The organism is Salmonirosea aquatica, assembly GCF_009296315.1.
Taxonomy (GTDB): Bacteria; Bacteroidota; Bacteroidia; order Cytophagales; family Spirosomataceae; genus Salmonirosea; species Salmonirosea aquatica.
The window spans coordinates 2,923,579-2,939,288 of record NZ_WHLY01000002.1; the positions used below are offsets into that span (position 1 = coordinate 2,923,579).

The window sequence follows — 15,710 nt, forward strand, 5'->3', positions numbered from 1 at the left end:
AGGTAAATAATTATCCGGGATTCGGCCTGGAAATGGAAGCAACATTTTTGAATTTTTGCAATTAATGTCTTTACATGCAAAACATCTGTTCCATATCCGCTCCGGCGAGATAGGCCGTTTTCATAGTGAATAGGGTGTGGGGCTAATGCCCCAGTATGTTTTAAAAATTATACACCTGTTATTGAATGCGCTTTCCTATTTTTGTCGTAACAACATTTTTTAACCTACCTGGCTAATCGGCTCACTATGAAAAAAATACTATGCTACACTCTGTTACTTTTTGTGGGTATTCCCCTAGGTACCTTTGCGCAGAAAAAGAAGAAAGGTACCTCGATTACCCCCACCGAAGCCAGCATCGAACCTACTTCGGCCGCGGCGCGTACGGCAGGATACCAGCAGCGCGAGAAGCTGGCTGCCGCTTCGCTGGTCAATAATGTGAAGTTCCGGGCCATTGGGCCGACGGATATGAGCGGACGAGTGGTGGACCTGGACGTGAACGATGCCAACCCCACCCAATTTTTTGTAGCCTACGCGTCGGGAGGGCTGTGGAAAACCGAAAACAACGGCATGAGCTTCACGCCGCTCTTCGATCATGAATCCACTATGACCATCGGCGACATGGCCGTTGACTGGAAAACCAACGGCCAAACCATCTGGGTAGGTACCGGCGAGAACAATTCGAGCCGCTCGTCCTACGCGGGTGATGGCGTGTACAAGTCGACCAATGGGGGCAAAACGTGGCAACACATGGGTCTGGAAGACACCCACCACATCGGACAGGTGATTCTACACCCCACCGACCCTAACACGGTATGGGTAGCGGCCGTAGGCCATCTGTATAGCCCGAATAGCGAACGGGGCGTATATAAAACTACCGATGGCGGTAAAACCTGGACCAAAACGCTCTTTATAGACAACAACACTGGTGCCATTGACCTCGACATTCACCCGACCAATCCCAATGTACTTTTTGCCTCGATGTGGTACAAAGAGCGCAGCGCCTGGAATTTTGTGGAAGGGGGCAAAACGTCGGGCATCTACCAGTCGACCGATGGCGGTAGTACCTGGCAATTGCTGAGTACCCCGGCCAGTGGCCTGCCGCAGGGCGAGGGCGTAGGGCGCATCGGGCTTACAGTCTATCCCCGCGATCCTAACATTATGTACGCCTTCGTGGATAATCAGGACAAACGCAAGCCCGAGGATAAGAAGGAAGAGGAGGGGCTGACGGTAAAGCAGTTGAAGGATATGAAGGTGGAGGATTTCATGAAATTGTCGGATCTGGTCATCAATGAGTTTCTGGACAAATCGAATTTTCCGACCAAAAACTCCGCCGCCCAACTCAAAAAAGACCTCGGCAGCGGCAAGCTGCAGGTAAAGGATATCTACGATTTTGTGGGTGGTGCCAACGATGATGTGATTTCGGCTGCCGTGAAAGGTGCCGAAATTTATAGAACAGACGACGGAGGCAAATCCTGGCAGAAAACCCATGATGAGCCTCTCGATTTGGTCTATACCTATGGCTATTATTTTGGGCAGATTTTTGTCGCCCCCAGCGATCCTAAGGTACTGGTCACGTTTGGGGTACCTATCCTTCTGTCGGAAGATGGCGGCAAAAGCTGGAAGAGCGTGGATAAGGAAAATGTTCACTCCGACCACCATGCCCTCTGGATCAATCCCAACAATCCCGACCACATGATCAATGGTAACGATGGCGGAGTGAACGTTACCTACGACCGGGGCAAGCATTGGTCGCACCTGAACTCGGAGCCACTGGGACAGTTTTATGCCATTGCCGTAGATATGGAAAAGCCCTACAATGTGTACGGCGGCTTGCAGGACAACGGCGTGTGGACAGGTACTTCCAAACCGCGCGAAAACGCGCCTCTTCCCGAGTGGAAATCCATCATGGGCGGCGACGGCATGCAGGTACAGGTCGACTGGCGCGACAACAATACCGTGTACACGGGTTTTCAGTTCGGTACCTACTTCCGGCTCGATAAAAATAAGAGCGGCTTCGGCAGCATGAAACGGCTGGCCATGCCCCGCGAAATCGGCGATCCCAAGTTGCGCTTCAACTGGCAGGCACCCATCCACCTGTCAAGGCACAACCAGGACATCGTATACTTCGGCTCGAACAAATTCCACCGCAGCCTTGACAAGGGCGAAACCTTTGAAACACTCTCGGATGACCTTACGAAGGGAGGCAAGGAAGGCGATGTACCCTTCGGTACCCTAGCCACAATCGACGAATCGCCTAAACGCTTCGGCCTGATTTATGCCGGTAGTGACGACGGGCTGGTGTGGGTATCAAAAGACGCCGGCTACACCTGGACCAAAATCTCGGATGCCCTGCCGCAGAATCTGTGGGTAAGCCGCGTGACGGCTTCTGCCCACGACGAAGGTACCGTATACGTATCGCTCAATGGCTATCGGAATGACAACTTCCAGCCCTACCTCTACGCTTCGACCGACTACGGCCAAACCTGGAAAACCATCGGCACCGACCTGCCCGCCGAGCCGATTAACGTCGTGAAGGAAGATCCCGTGAATGCCAACATTCTCTACGTAGGTACCGACCATGGTGTGTATATTTCATTGGATAAAGGTACCTCGTTCATGCGGATGTCGGGCGGGCTGCCCGCCGTGGCGGTGCACGATTTGCTGGTACATCCGCGCGACAAGGAATTGGTGGTAGGTACCCATGGTCGCTCCATCTACGTGGCCGATGTGAGCCTGGTGCAGCAACTGGCCGATAGCCTGCGGCAAAAGCCCGTGTATGCCTTTAACCTTGACCCTATAACTTATAATGAGCGCTGGGGCCGGATACGGAAATACGAAGAGCCGGAGCCCTTGAAGAATGAGATTCCGTTTTACACCAAAGCCGCCGGAAAATCGACCATCGAAATTCAAACCGACAAGGGGCTCACACTCGCTACTCTCACCGACACCAGCGAAGCGGGCCTCAACTACATAACCTGGAATCAGACGGTGAAAGCCGATAGTAAGGCGGGATATGAGCAGTATCTCAACGAGACTAAAAAGAAGGAGGAAAAAGAAATCAAATTGGAGGTAGCGGAAGACAAAAATCTGTACATCCAGCCCGGCAAGTATAAGGTCGTCATCATGACCGCCGATGGTACCAAAACCGAAAAGCCATTCACCGTGAAGGCCCCGGAAAAACGCCCCTCACGGCGCGGCATTGTTACCCAAAGTATCCCTTCTACCCCCGGAGAATGGGAGGAGTATAGGGAAGAAGAGCTGGGAATGGAGGAGGTGAAGTAAGGCCTTGTCTCAACGCAGATGGCTAGTTCCATTGCCGCAATGGAACTAGCCATCTGCGTTTTTTATAAAATATTAATCGTAATATTACGATTAATAAAAACTTTCACTACTTTTGGCGAATCAAAAGAGATTTACTTAGCCATGGGAGCCACCAAAACCGAAGAATTCACTACCCAGGAAAACCGCACGGCCCAACTGGCTAAGGCATTCGCGCATCCGGCGCGGGTGGCGATTCTGCGGTTGCTGGCCGAGAAGAAAGCCTGCGTGTGTGGCGACCTGGTAGATGAGCTGCCCTTGTCGCAGGCCACGGTATCGCAGCATTTGAAAGAACTGAAGCGCATTGGCATTATTAAGGGTGAAATCGATCCGCCACGCGTCTGCTACTGTATCAATGAAGTAGTGTGGGAAGAAGCCAAGCAAACGTTTGAGAGTTTGTTAAGTACCCTGAAGCCAGCTACCTGCTGCTAATTTTTTTGCCTGAATCTATCGTAATATTACAATAATAACTTCTCATCTAAACCAATAAATCCATGGAAACGACCGAACAGGAACTCAAAGAAATTGTCCGCAAGAAATACGCCGAAATTGCTAGCCAAGACCCGACCCTCAATGCCGCCTCGTGCTGTGGGGCCGGACCCGTATCACAGGAAGTCTATAACATCATGACGGACGACTACACACAAGTAGAAGGCTACACGGCGGAGGCCGATCTAGGACTGGGTTGCGGACTGCCTACCCAATTTGCCCAAATAAGAAAAGGCGATGTGGTGATTGACCTGGGATCAGGTGCGGGCAACGATTGCTTCGTGGCCCGGCACGAAACCGGCGCCGAAGGCAAGGTGATCGGCATCGATTTTACGGAAGAAATGATCGCCCGCGCCCGTAAGAATGCCGAAGTACGGGGTTTTAACAATGTGGAGTTCCGGCAGGGCGACATTGAGAATATGCCGGTGAATGACAAAGTAGCCGATGTGGTCGTAAGCAATTGTGTGTTGAACCTGGTACCCAACAAGCGGCAGGTGTTCAAGGAAATAGCCCGGGTCCTGAAGCCAGGGGGTCATTTTAGCATTTCCGATATCTTGCTCAATGGTACCCTGCCCGACAACCTGCGCCAGGCCGCCGAGCTGTACGCGGGCTGCGTGACGGGCGCCATCCCGAAAGAAGAGTACCTGGCCCTTGCCGCCGAAGCGGGTTTTGAGAATCTAACGATTCAGAAGCAAAAAGCCATTTTTATTCCTGATGATATCCTAAGCCAGTACCTGTCGGCGGCAGAAATTGCGGATTTCCGTAACGGAACGGCAAATATTGAAAGTATTACGCTCTTTGCCAGCAAGCCGGGTGGGGCCAGGAAGGGTACCTTTGAGATGCTGAACCCATCAATCGTATCCAACGACGCGGCCTGCTGTGAGCCGGGAAGTGGATGCTGCTAATTATACTTTAAAACTTGTTCAATAGGGTGCTGTTTTCCGAAATTAGGGCCTACCTGGAATCCCTGAACATAGGTACCATCCCGAAGGATCGTCAAACCGTACTGACCGAACTCCGAAATTATATCGCGGGCAAGTCGGCACGATCTGAGCCGGTCAGCCTAATGTTCATCTGTACGCACAATTCGCGGCGCAGTCATCTGGGGCAGGTGTGGGCGCAGGCAGCGGCGGCTCATTACGACATTCCGGGCATCCGGGCTTTTTCGGGCGGAACCGAAGCCACGGCCTGCAACCCCCGAACCGTAGCCGCTCTGAAACGGGCCGGATTTGTAATCATCAGATCCAGCGAAGGGGAGAATCCTACGTACAAAATCCTTTTCGATGAGGCGCTACCGCCCGTAATCGCTTTTTCAAAAGTGTATGATCAGCATCCCAATCCCGATCAAAGCTTCGCGGCACTCATGACATGCAGTCACGCCGACGAGAATTGCCCCTACATTCCCGGAGCCGAAAAGCGCTTTGCCATTACCTATACTGATCCTAAGGAATCGGATGGTACCCCGGCCGAAACGAGCACCTACGACGCGCGCTGCCGACAAATCGCGACCGAGATGAAGTACCTGTTCTCGAAGATATAGCCACTGCAAGTAACTACCTGAAACCTCCTGAATTGTCAGGAGGTTTTTGTATTTTTGCAGGAATAAAAGATTTACCTGATGCTCCACAAAACCCGAGGTATTGCCCTGAGTTATATCCGCTACCGGGAGTCATCCATTATTGCCAAAATCTATACCGAGGCATTTGGGATTCAGAGCTACATCGTAAATGGCGTCCGGAGCAGTCGCTCCAAAGCCAACCGCATTGCCTTGTTTCAGCCGCTGACGCTACTGGACCTGGTGGTATATCATAAAAACAAAACCGACACGTTGCACCGGATCTCGGAAATCAAGTGCCGGGTACCCTTTCACAGCCTACCGTTCGAGGTTGTGAAATCCAGCTTGGCGCTTTTCCTGACCGAAATACTGAGCAAATCGCTGCGGGAAGAAGAAGAGAATATGCCTCTTTTCGAGTTTCTGGAAGACGCCATCGGGTACCTCGACAACGCTGAGAGCGGCTACGAGAATTTTCATATCCATACCCTCGTGCAACTGTCGTTCTATCTGGGCTTTGGCATGGAAACCTCGGCCGACCTGACCAACGAACTACGGGCCAACCATTATCCGGCGTCACCGGATGCCATTCAGCGTACTGCGTTGCAGATATGGTTGTCGGCGCCCTTCGGAGTACCTGTAGCGCTTGATCGGCCCAGACGTCTGTCGCTGCTGAACATGCTGCTGTTTTTTTATAAAATCCATCTCGATTCACTCGGTGATATTAAGTCACTGGATGTGTTACATGAGGTGCTTAGTTAGCTGTTTTGAACGATAGGAGACTGTCAATCAGGTGATTTTTTAGGCAAAAAAGGAATGATTTGAAATAAAATTCGGTATAATTATTGCTCTACTACTCTTTTTTTAGAATCAAAAAGAGCACACACAAAGATGAAAAAAATATCCATCCTCCTGATGCTGATGGCCCTGGTATGGGCCTGTACTCCCCAAGAAGAGATTATCCCCAACTCACCCGCAACCAATCTGGCTTCCGATTATTCGGCCGACTTCCTGCGCGACTGGTTCAAGCTGGAATGCCGGGTTGTGAAGGAAACCCCGGGTTTTCTACCGCCCCAGGCGGCCCGGGCGTTTGGCTATACAGGTATTACTACCTACGAAGCGGTGTACCGTGGAATCCCGAATGCCAAGTCACTGGCGGGCCAACTCAATGGCCTGTCGCCTGCCGACATGCCCCAGGCGGATGCCCTGAGCATCCGGTACCATTGGGGTATCGTTGCCAATGCCGCTGTCGCCGAAATGATGCGCCTGCAGTTTGGCAAGAACCTGAGCGAGAAAAACCTTACAACCATCAATGAAAAAGAGGCGGGGTACCATACTCAATTTGCTCCGGATGCGGCTAGTAAGCTCGTCGCAAATTTGTCGCAACAGTTGGGCAAGGATATAGCATTGGCCATTTTTGAGTATTCCAAAGAAGACGGAGGGCATGAGGCCTACCTCAACCCATTCTCAAAGCCCTACATACCCGTGACGGGTGATGGCAAATGGGTACCCACCGATGCCAATAACCTGACGCCCATGAGTCCGCACTGGAAAAAATGCCGCCCCATGCTAGCCTCTAACATGGCGTTTGCGGCTCCGGTCAGTCCCATTGCTTTTTCCACCAGTTCGCAGTCGGATTTTTACAAAGCCGCGATGCAGGTGTATACCATTGTAAGCAGAAAGTCAGCGGAAGAGCAGGAAATCGCGCGTTTCTGGGCCGATGATCCCTTTGCTACCTGTACCCCTACGGGCCACACGTTCAATATTCTGACCCAATTGCTGGAAGAAACCGGTGCGACGCTCGAAAAATCGGCCGTGGGTTACGGCATGCTGGGTGTAGCCGAAAACGACGCGTTCATCACCTGCTGGAAGGTCAAGTACGATTTCAACCTGATTCGTCCGGTCAGCTACATCCAAAAGTACATTGATCCGGCCTTCAAAACCGTCATAGGTACCCCCCCTTCCCGGCCTACACCTCAGGTCACGCGACCGAAGCCGCTGTGGGCGAGCGGGTGTTCATCAAGTTGTTCACCAACGGCGACGGCGTGTACCCGTTCACGGACCGGTCGCAATTACAGCACGGCTTCTCGGTGCGGAAGTTCAACAATTTCAAACAAATGTCGGAAGAGTGCGCTGACTCCCGGCTTTACGGTGGAATCCATTATAACATGGACAATCAGCTGGGCTTACAGTTAGGCCGTGGTCTGGGGGACAACGTGTTGAATGCAATCAAATGGCCGCAAAACGTAAAATAAGTTGAAAACAAAAACTGGTAAATTGAAAAGGGTACAGCGTCTCCTGATGGCTTTGGCCTTCGGGTTTGTTTTCGCGGGTTGTGATAAGAGCAAGGTGCAGGAACAGGACGTAGCCTTGATGGCTGACTTGGAATGCCAGGCGCGGCAGTTAAAGGAAGAACGTTTCCAGGCGGCGAATGAATTTCGGTTGCGTGGGGATTCTTTGATGAAAGCCAACCGTACCCTTACCGAAAAGCAGAAAATAGAAGAGGATTCACTGAAAGAATCCCTGACCCGGCGGACGGGCGAACTGGCCACGCGGCTGACGTATGTCATGGACAGTTTGTTTGATGTGCGCTACAAAACTGTGGAGCAGCGGGAGGCCTTTGATCAGGCCTTAGCCAAAAAGGTAGGAGAAATTTGTGAGTAATTAGCCACCACTAGCTACCAGATGGCTGAGTGCGAGTAAGCTGCCGGGCCGCTGGAACGATTTTTGAGTACCTTAGCGTAATCAAAAATCGTCATAACGCTATTCATCATGAAAAAGATAATAATACCTTTTTTCCTAACCGCTATTCTCCTTTTTTCCACCGTAAAAGCTCAGTCCATCAAAGGAGCGTGGCGGTCGCAACAGCCCAACAATAGCACTGCCATGATGATTGTGGCTGACAACTACCTGATGATAGCTTCGTATAGTGTTCTCAACAAATATTTCGACCGTACCGAAGGCGGATCTTTTACGATGGACGGCGACCAAATGACCTACCTGACGGAATTCAACACCGACGACACAGCCAAGATCAACACCCCGGTAGTCTATACCATTGTACGGAAAGATAAGATCTTGACCTTAAGGGGCGAAGATGAGGAGCTGGTGTGGATGCTGGTGGACGACGCCGAAAACGTGCCGATGGCCGGAACGTGGCATATTACGGGGCGGGCTAAAGACGGTACGGGCGACATGATGGAAATTCATCAGACCGGTACCCGCAAAACGTTAAAAATCCTATCAGGTACCCGCTTTCAATGGGCGGCGATCGATCCGGCGGTAAAAGGCTTTTATGGTACGGGCGGGGGTACCTACGACATTAAAAACGGGAAGTATACCGAGCACATCGAATTCTTCTCGCGCGATAATTATCGCGTAGGTACCGACCTTACCTTCGATTGGGCGCTGAAAGATGGCCGCTGGGATCACGCCGGAAAAAGCAGCAAAGGCGATCCCATACACGAAGTGTGGCAGAAGATTCAGTGAATGAAAAGAATGATGAGTAATGAGCAGATAATCCTTCATCACTCATCATTCTTTTCAAACCTTTCGTTTCAATTCAAAACTTTGTCCCAGGTACACCCGCCGAACCACCTCGTCCTCGGCAAGTTCTTCGGCGGTACCCTGTTTCAGTATTTTTCCTTCGAATAAAAGGTACGCCCGATCGGTGATGGAAAGGGTTTCGTTCACGTTGTGGTCGGTAATCAGGATACCGATGTTGCGGTGCTTGAGCTTGGCCACGATCGTCTGAATATCCTCCACGGCAATGGGGTCTACGCCCGCAAAGGGTTCGTCGAGCAAAATAAACTTAGGATCGACAGCCAAAGCCCGGGCGATTTCGGTGCGGCGACGCTCCCCGCCGGATAGAACCATGCCTTTGTTTTTGCGCACGTGTTCCAGGCTGAATTCTTCGATGAGTTCCTCTACTTTCTGTTTCTGATCCTGCCGGGGAAGGTCCGACATTTCCAGCACCGCCTTGATATTTTCCTCTACCGTCAACTGCCGGAACACAGAGGCTTCCTGCGCCAGGTACCCCAGGCCAAGCCGGGCCCGCTTGTACATAGGCAGCCGGGTAATGTCGCGGTCGTCGAGGTACACGTGGCCACTGTTAGGCTTCACCAACCCTACGGCCATGTAAAAAGAGGTCGTTTTGCCGGCTCCGTTGGGCCCCAGAAGCCCCACGATTTCGCCCTGCTCCACCTGGTAGCTGACGTTGTCGTTGACTAGCCTTGCGCCGTATTTCTTAACCAGATTCTCGGTTCTTAGTATCATCGTAGCTCTTTTATCATCAGGTACATGCCCCGGTACTCCGGCTTCATTTTTTCAAAAGCCAAACGCGTTTCTCCTCTTTTTTCGTACCCTATTTTCTCGTAAAACCAACGGGCGTCGCTGCTGTCCATTGTATACAGAAAGGCATAGTCACGTCCAAGCCACCGGGCCACTGCTTCCGCCCAGGCCATGGCGCCTTGCCCCAGGCCCATACCGGCGTAGGCTCTGAGCAGGTAGATCCGCTCGATTTCCAGACCAGCGCCGGGTAGGGCATCTACATCCGGCCGGGCGTAAAGATTTATCTTAAGGTACCCTACAGGGTACCCCTCTTTTTTGATCCAATAAAATTCCGTTTGCGCATCGGCTAATTCGCGGGCCAGTGCCGCCGGGCTATAGCGCATGTGCTGGTACCATGCTCCATTGTCGTGCCAGAGATGCAGGTAATATTGAGGATATATTTCAAGACAAAGCGCCGATAAGGCGTCGGCATCCCCAACCCGAATCCTTTCCAGGCGTTCCCCGACACCCACGGGCTTTAGTTGCTCTGTTTCCATGTAGGCTCTCCAAACTTTATGTCCTTCAGCATGAACTGTAACGTGGTCTTCTCCCGAAAGGTATTCTCATCAAGGTGATAGCATATATCGAAAGGCTGGCCATTCATCAGGTCGGGGTAAATGTGCGCCATACCGAAGGCAATCACTGTGAAGGCCGGAGACTGGCCCTGATATACCTCGAACTTGATGTGCTTTTCTTTCATGATCGTCGGTTTTTTGGCAATGTGCACCTGTCGACTCACAAAAACGGGCGTCATATTACCCGGCCCGAACGGGCTCATCTGTTTAAGTACCCGGTAAAATTTCCAGGAAATTTCCTCCAGTTCGATTTCCATGTCCACCCCGATCATGGGCGTGAGCTGTTCCGGCAAGATGCGACTGCTCACGATTTTGTCAAAACGCTGTCGGAAGGCTTCGATGTTTTCGATAGGGAGAGTCATGCCCGCGGCGAAAGTATGTCCGCCAAACTGTTCTAATAGCTCGGAACACTCCTCGATGGCCTCATACACATCGAACCCCGGCACCGAACGGGCCGATCCGGCCGCTTTGCCGTTGGATTTGGTGAGGATGATGGTAGGGCGGTGAAAATGCTCGATGCAACGGCTCGCCACAATCCCGATGACGCCTTTATGCCAGTCTTCTTTATAGAGGACGGTACTTTTGGCGCCCGAAATCCAGGCATCCTGCTGGATCATGGAAAGGGCTTCATCGGTAATGCTGGTGTCGAACTTGCGTCGGTCGGCGTTATGCTTGTTAATTTGCGTGGCAAATTCGCCCGCTTCCTCCTCATTCTCACACAACAACAGCCGTACAGCCTCCCGGGCATGCTTGATGCGCCCGGCGGCATTGATGCGCGGCCCCAGGCCAAATACCACATTCGTAATATCCAGCACATTGCGGAGGCCAGCGATCTGGATCAGGGCTTTCAAACCAGCGCGGGGCGAGGTGTTCAGCCGCTGCAGGCCGTAATAAGCCAGCACCCGGTTTTCGCCCGTAACAGGTACAATGTCGGAGGCAATACTCACCACCAGTAAATCCAGGTAGGGGTAAAGTACCTCCAGATCCAGGCCGTTTTGCAAACAAAAAGCATGCAGCAATTTGAAACCTACCCCGCAGCCGGTGAGTCCCTTATAAGGGTAAGCGCAGTCGTCGCGCTTGGGGTCCAGGACGGCGGCCGCGGCGGGTAGTACCTCACCGGGACGATGGTGGTCGCAGATGATGAAATCGACACCCAGGGTGTTGGCATAGGCTACCTTATCTACTGACTTGATGCCACAATCCAGGGCCACGATCAGGGTGAAACCGTTTTCCTTTGCCCAGTCGATGCCTTGGGTGGATATCCCGTAGCCTTCGGTGTAGCGGTCGGGAATATAGTAGTCGAGCTGGTCGTACAAAGTACGCAGAAAGCCATAGAACATCGTCACCGACGTGGTACCATCCACGTCATAATCGCCATATACCAGTATTTTCTCGCCCGCCGCCATCGCCGAGGTGAGGCGTTCCACAGCTTTGTCCATGTCCCGCATCAGGAAAGGATCGTGCAGGGATGACAGATCGGGTCGGAAGAAACTCCGCGCCGCTTCGAAATCACCCACACCGCGCTGCACCAGCAACGTGGCCAGAAACGGACTGACGTTGAGTTGGGCGGCCAGATCCACGGCAGTGGCCCGCTGTTCGGAAGTAGGTTCGGCGACAGGTATCCAGCGTTTTTCAATCATGAGGGCAAAGATAGGGAAAAGGCCAGTCTGTGGGATAAAGCCGGCAGGCCGGCGAACGTATTAAGAAACTTTAACATCAGGGAATCGATTCCTGTTCAGGTACGTAACTGTTGCCAAAAGCAAACGAAAGCAACTATCTTTGCATTTTCCAATTTTGAATGAGTGGATAGAATCTGACTGCAAATATTCTATCATTCACTCATTCCATCACTCAAAATTAACACATGCCCCGACTCCTGGCGATCGATTATGGTACCAAACGAACCGGCCTGGCCGTAACAGATCCGCTGCAGATTATTGCGACGGCGCTGGAAACGGTGCGGACGCATCTGTTGCTGGACTACCTGAAAAATTACATCGGCCGGGAAGAAGTCGAAGCCATCGTGATTGGGATGCCGAGCCGGCTGGACAGCTCCGATACGCACAACACGCAGCCCGTCAGGACGTTCATAAAAAAACTGGAAGGTACCTTTCCTGATATTCCCATCCACGCGCATGACGAGCGGTTTACCTCCTCAATGGCACTGCAAGCCATGATTGCGGGGGGCAGCAAGAAGAGCGAACGCCGAGAAAAGGGAAATCTTGACAAAGTGAGCGCTACTATTATCCTACAGTCGTACATGGAAAGTCAGCGTCTGAATCCGTTACGGTAATGCACCTGTTACGAAGCGATTTTTTCATATATAGTTAATTGACAATGATTTACCCCATAGTGGCCTACGGTGACCCTATTCTGAGGAAAGTAACGAGGCCGATTGAAAAAGACGAAGTGGATCTGAAAAAACTGTCGGAGGACATGTTCGAAACCATGTACGATGCGTCGGGCGTGGGACTGGCTGCTCCGCAGGTAGGGTTGAACCTTCGCGTGTTTGTGGTGGATGGCACTGCGATGAATGAGGGTGAGGAAGAAGAGGACAAAGACCCGTCGCTGGAAGGATTCAAGAAAATGTTCATCAATCCGCAGATCCTACAGGAGGAGGGCGAGGAATGGTCTTTTGAAGAAGGCTGCCTGAGTATTCCTGGGATTCGGGGCGATGTGTTCCGGCCCGAAAAATTACGGATCAGGTACCGCGACCTCGACTGGAACGAACACGAGGAAGAGTATGAAGGTACCGCCGCGCGCATTATTCAGCACGAGTACGACCATCTGGAAGGAAAGCTTTTTACGGACTACCTGCCCACGCTCAAAAAACAACTCCTCAAGCGTAAGCTCAACGACATCGCCAAGGGCATCGTAGATGTGGACTACCGCATGCGATTCTATAGCCGCAAGTAGCCCTTTTGATTTAAAGATTTTTTTGAACTTGGTACTTGTAAATGCTTTGGAAAAGGACGAGCATTTCTCCAATCTTTCTGTCGCTCTGATTCAGACCGATCTGGTCTGGGAAGATGTAACGGCCAATCTGGCGGTGCTGGAAGAAAAGCTGGCTTCCCTCTCCGAGGCGGCCGATGTGATTGTGCTGCCCGAGATGTTTTCAACGGGATTCAGTATGGATGCTCCCGCGCTGGCCGAAGTGATGAACACCACAACCACGCGCTGGATGAAACTCATCGCTGCCCAGACCCAAGCCCTGGTGATCGGGAGTTTCCAGGTCAAAGAAGAGGGTACCTACTACAACCGGCTACTCTGTGTGCGGCCCGATGGTACCTATGAGGTTTACGACAAGCGGCATCTTTTCCGCATGGGTGCCGAGCACGAAGTTTTTAAAGCAGGTAGTCAGCGCCTGATCGTCGACTGGAAAGGTTGGCGGATTTGCCCGCTGGTATGTTATGATCTGAGGTTTCCGGTTTGGAGCCGGCAAAACAGCCAAAACCTCTACGACCTGCTTTTGTATGTGGCCAACTGGCCAGCTGCCCGATCCTATGCCTGGAATACTTTGCTGCGCGCCAGAGCCATCGAGAATTTGTGCTATGTGGTGGGCGTAAACCGTATCGGAACTGACGGCAACGGCATTGACCATCGGGGAGGTTCAATCGTCGTGGATTTCCTGGGCGAAGTGAGCACCGACCTGGGCGAAGCCGAAAGCGAGAAAGTGGTGCATCTGGCCAAAGAGCCGCTGGAAAAATACCGGCAGCGCTTTCCGGCTCATCTCGATGCTGATGATTTTTCCCTGGTTGGACAATGAAAGTACCCAGGGTACCTCACCTCACTACTCGATTACCTTGGGTACCTTGATGTAGGTATCATCGTGGCTGGGCGCATTGCTCAAGCCCTCTTCCCGTGAAAGCGTATTGCTAGCCACATCTTCACGCCAGTTGTTGACCGCGTCGGTTACGTGCGTGAGGGGTTCTACACCTTCGGTATCCAGTTCATTAAGCTGCTCCATCCAGGTTAGCACACTTTCCATGCTAGTCAGCAACGCCGCTTCTTCCTCAGGTTTTACTTCCAGGCGGGCCAGGTGGGCAATTTTCTGTAATGCTTCGTGGTCGATTTTCATGGGTCAGAGTCAATATTTTCTCCAAGGCGCAAAGATACCATTTTTAAGGCAGGGAGAAAGGCCCACGAGTCGTCAGGCTCTCATTTCTCCCCATCTTTTCCCCGCGTACGCCGACGCTTTCGCAGGGCGTCACTGAGCAGAAACTCGATCTGCCCATTGACGCTGCGAAAGTCTTCCTGTGCCCAGGCTTCCAATTCCTTGAGCAGCTCAGGGCTTACCCGTAACACAAATGCTTTCTTCTCCGCCATACTTAGGGATACAGAGTTCCGGCGTTCACGATGGGAGCCGCCGCCTTGTCGCTGCACAAAACTACCAATAGATTGCTTACCATGGCAGCTTTGCGCTCTTCGTCCAGCTGTACGATACCTTTTTCGGCCAACTGGGCCAGGGCCATATCCACCATACCCACAGCGCCATCGACAATTTGCCGCCGCGCGGCCACTACGGCGCTCGCCTGCTGCCGTTGTAGCATGGCCCCGGCGATTTCGGAGGCATAGGCCAGGTGACTGATACGGGCTTCGAGTACCTCCACGCCAGCGCGGCTGAGGCGCTCGGTGAGTTCGCCTTCCAGCATTTCGTTGATTTTGCCGCTGCCGTCGCGTAATGTCACTTCGTCGGGTATTTCATCGTCCATGGTGTCATAAGCGTATATGCCCGCCAGATGACGCACGGCCGCTTCGGATTGGATTTCTACGAATTTCATGTAGTCATCCACTTCAAAATAGGCTTTGGCGGTATCGCCCACGCGCCATACCACCACGGCGGCGATGTCGATGGGGTTGCCGAGTTTGTCATTTACTTTAAGCTTCTGGCCGTTGAGGTTGCGGGCCCGCAGGCTAATCTTGCGCCGCCGGAACAGCGGATTGACCCACCGCAGACCATTCTGACGCATGGTACCCATGTAATCGCCAAAAAATGTGGTGACGATGGCCTCATTGGGATTGATGACCGAGAGGCCGATCAGAATAATCAGGCCGACGAAGGCGATGAGGCCACCAGGGAAAACTGAGCCGGAAATGGCGTATACCACACCGCCACCCAGCATGAGCAGGCCGATTGCAAACAGCAGATAGCCCGACATCGAACGTAATTCTTTCTCTTTCATGATTGACAGGGTTGATAGTAAAATGATATCACAAACCTAGCAGATTAAGGGGTATTAGGTAAGGAAATTGGGAGGAATGGGAAAAAAGGATCAATGAGAGAAAGGGGGAGGGATAAATGGAAACAGGAGGCGATAAAAAAGGATCGACTAGCGAAAAATTCGTGTAGGCTTATGTTAATGAATTGTTACGGAGCACTTTACCGAGTAGAGTAAACTTCATATACATATGATAAAGCAATAATGATCAGGTAATATGTGCGGGGC

The 15,710-nt window shown here is 52.0% G+C and carries 16 protein-coding genes and 1 pseudogene; 11 read left to right on the forward strand and 6 right to left on the reverse strand.

Going from position 1 to position 15,710, the window contains the following annotated elements:
* The first annotated feature begins 246 nt into the window (after positions 1-246).
* From GBK04_RS13290 to GBK04_RS13325, 8 genes and pseudogenes are all read left to right on the forward strand, one after another.
* Positions 247-3,282: a WD40/YVTN/BNR-like repeat-containing protein gene (locus GBK04_RS13290; protein ID WP_152760395.1), complete on the forward strand. Its 3,036-nt coding sequence runs from the start codon at positions 247-249 to the stop codon at positions 3,280-3,282.
* A 141-nt stretch (positions 3,283-3,423) separates the two neighbouring features.
* Entirely contained in the window at positions 3,424-3,750 is a 327-nt protein-coding gene (locus tag GBK04_RS13295) for an ArsR/SmtB family transcription factor (RefSeq protein ID WP_152760398.1), read from the forward strand.
* A 62-nt stretch (positions 3,751-3,812) separates the two neighbouring features.
* Positions 3,813-4,712, forward strand: coding sequence for an arsenite methyltransferase (locus GBK04_RS13300; protein ID WP_152760400.1), 900 nt, complete (start codon positions 3,813-3,815; stop codon positions 4,710-4,712).
* Between the two features lie 26 nt (positions 4,713-4,738).
* Complete coding sequence (locus tag GBK04_RS13305) at positions 4,739-5,347, forward strand: arsenate-mycothiol transferase ArsC (protein ID WP_373330956.1); 609 nt, start codon at positions 4,739-4,741, stop codon at positions 5,345-5,347.
* A 78-nt stretch (positions 5,348-5,425) separates the two neighbouring features.
* Positions 5,426-6,121, forward strand: coding sequence for a DNA repair protein RecO (gene recO, locus GBK04_RS13310; RefSeq protein WP_152760402.1), 696 nt, complete (start codon positions 5,426-5,428; stop codon positions 6,119-6,121).
* A gap of 1,065 nt (positions 6,122-7,186) precedes the next feature.
* Positions 7,187-7,614 (forward strand): annotated as a pseudogene (locus GBK04_RS31595) (phosphatase PAP2 family protein).
* A 22-nt stretch (positions 7,615-7,636) separates the two neighbouring features.
* The gene (locus GBK04_RS13320) at positions 7,637-8,023 is read left to right on the forward strand and encodes a hypothetical protein (protein WP_152760406.1); all 387 of its coding nucleotides are present in this window, start codon (positions 7,637-7,639) and stop codon (positions 8,021-8,023) included.
* A 108-nt stretch (positions 8,024-8,131) separates the two neighbouring features.
* Positions 8,132-8,848, forward strand: coding sequence for a hypothetical protein (locus GBK04_RS13325; RefSeq protein ID WP_152760408.1), 717 nt, complete (start codon positions 8,132-8,134; stop codon positions 8,846-8,848).
* A gap of 54 nt (positions 8,849-8,902) precedes the next feature.
* On the opposite strand, the gene lptB is transcribed toward GBK04_RS13325, so the two are convergent.
* Genes lptB through recJ form a run of 3 tightly spaced genes read right to left on the reverse strand, consistent with a single transcriptional unit; the run spans position 8,903 to position 11,903 of the window.
* Positions 8,903-9,634: an LPS export ABC transporter ATP-binding protein gene (gene lptB, locus GBK04_RS13330; protein ID WP_152760410.1), complete on the reverse strand. Its 732-nt coding sequence runs from the start codon at positions 9,632-9,634 to the stop codon at positions 8,903-8,905.
* The gene (locus tag GBK04_RS13335) at positions 9,631-10,185 is read right to left on the reverse strand and encodes a GNAT family N-acetyltransferase (RefSeq protein ID WP_152760413.1); all 555 of its coding nucleotides are present in this window, start codon (positions 10,183-10,185) and stop codon (positions 9,631-9,633) included. The genes lptB and GBK04_RS13335 overlap by 4 nt, the downstream gene beginning before the upstream one ends.
* Positions 10,167-11,903, reverse strand: a complete 1,737-nt coding sequence (recJ, locus tag GBK04_RS13340; RefSeq protein WP_152760415.1) for a single-stranded-DNA-specific exonuclease RecJ — start codon at positions 11,901-11,903, stop codon at positions 10,167-10,169. The genes GBK04_RS13335 and recJ overlap by 19 nt, the downstream gene beginning before the upstream one ends.
* A gap of 224 nt (positions 11,904-12,127) precedes the next feature.
* Here recJ and ruvX point away from each other — a divergent pair, with 224 nt between their 5' ends.
* From ruvX to GBK04_RS13355, 3 genes are read left to right on the forward strand one after another with little or no spacing between them, the layout of a single operon-like run.
* Positions 12,128-12,556 carry a Holliday junction resolvase RuvX gene (gene ruvX / locus GBK04_RS13345; protein ID WP_152760417.1) on the forward strand — a complete coding sequence of 143 codons (429 nt, stop codon included), beginning with the start codon at positions 12,128-12,130 and terminating at the stop codon, positions 12,554-12,556.
* A 44-nt stretch (positions 12,557-12,600) separates the two neighbouring features.
* Positions 12,601-13,179, forward strand: coding sequence for a peptide deformylase (gene def / locus GBK04_RS13350; RefSeq protein ID WP_152760419.1), 579 nt, complete (start codon positions 12,601-12,603; stop codon positions 13,177-13,179).
* 22 nt (positions 13,180-13,201) lie between these two features.
* On the forward strand, positions 13,202-14,029 hold the full coding sequence (locus GBK04_RS13355; protein WP_373330957.1) for an amidohydrolase: 828 nt from the start codon (positions 13,202-13,204) through the stop codon (positions 14,027-14,029).
* A 24-nt stretch (positions 14,030-14,053) separates the two neighbouring features.
* On the opposite strand, the gene gatC is transcribed toward GBK04_RS13355, so the two are convergent.
* The 3 genes from gatC to GBK04_RS13370 all read right to left on the reverse strand — a co-directional run bounded on the left by gatC (position 14,054) and on the right by GBK04_RS13370 (position 15,446).
* Complete coding sequence (gene gatC, locus GBK04_RS13360) at positions 14,054-14,341, reverse strand: Asp-tRNA(Asn)/Glu-tRNA(Gln) amidotransferase subunit GatC (protein WP_152760423.1); 288 nt, start codon at positions 14,339-14,341, stop codon at positions 14,054-14,056.
* 80 nt (positions 14,342-14,421) lie between these two features.
* Positions 14,422-14,589 carry a type II toxin-antitoxin system antitoxin gene (locus GBK04_RS13365; RefSeq protein ID WP_152760425.1) on the reverse strand — a complete coding sequence of 56 codons (168 nt, stop codon included), beginning with the start codon at positions 14,587-14,589 and terminating at the stop codon, positions 14,422-14,424.
* A 2-nt stretch (positions 14,590-14,591) separates the two neighbouring features.
* On the reverse strand, positions 14,592-15,446 hold the full coding sequence (locus tag GBK04_RS13370) for an SPFH domain-containing protein (RefSeq protein WP_152760427.1): 855 nt from the start codon (positions 15,444-15,446) through the stop codon (positions 14,592-14,594).
* Positions 15,447-15,710 lie beyond the last annotated feature (264 nt).

Excerpts from the sequence above, each read along its gene's own strand:
- GBK04_RS13290 (WP_152760395.1), top strand. The coding sequence starts at position 247 with ATGAAAAAAATACTATGCTACACTCTGTTACTTTTTGTGGGTATTCCC.
- GBK04_RS13295 (WP_152760398.1), top strand. The coding sequence starts at position 3,424 with ATGGGAGCCACCAAAACCGAAGAATTCACTACCCAGGAAAACCGCACG.
- GBK04_RS13300 (WP_152760400.1), top strand. The coding sequence starts at position 3,813 with ATGGAAACGACCGAACAGGAACTCAAAGAAATTGTCCGCAAGAAATAC.
- recO (WP_152760402.1), top strand. The coding sequence starts at position 5,426 with ATGCTCCACAAAACCCGAGGTATTGCCCTGAGTTATATCCGCTACCGG.
- GBK04_RS13325 (WP_152760408.1), top strand. The coding sequence starts at position 8,132 with ATGAAAAAGATAATAATACCTTTTTTCCTAACCGCTATTCTCCTTTTT.
- lptB (WP_152760410.1), bottom strand. The coding sequence starts at position 9,634 with ATGATACTAAGAACCGAGAATCTGGTTAAGAAATACGGCGCAAGGCTA.
- GBK04_RS13335 (WP_152760413.1), bottom strand. The coding sequence starts at position 10,185 with ATGGAAACAGAGCAACTAAAGCCCGTGGGTGTCGGGGAACGCCTGGAA.
- recJ (WP_152760415.1), bottom strand. The coding sequence starts at position 11,903 with ATGATTGAAAAACGCTGGATACCTGTCGCCGAACCTACTTCCGAACAG.
- ruvX (WP_152760417.1), top strand. The coding sequence starts at position 12,128 with ATGCCCCGACTCCTGGCGATCGATTATGGTACCAAACGAACCGGCCTG.
- def (WP_152760419.1), top strand. The coding sequence starts at position 12,601 with ATGATTTACCCCATAGTGGCCTACGGTGACCCTATTCTGAGGAAAGTA.
- gatC (WP_152760423.1), bottom strand. The coding sequence starts at position 14,341 with ATGAAAATCGACCACGAAGCATTACAGAAAATTGCCCACCTGGCCCGC.
- GBK04_RS13365 (WP_152760425.1), bottom strand. The coding sequence starts at position 14,589 with ATGGCGGAGAAGAAAGCATTTGTGTTACGGGTAAGCCCTGAGCTGCTC.
- GBK04_RS13370 (WP_152760427.1), bottom strand. The coding sequence starts at position 15,446 with ATGAAAGAGAAAGAATTACGTTCGATGTCGGGCTATCTGCTGTTTGCA.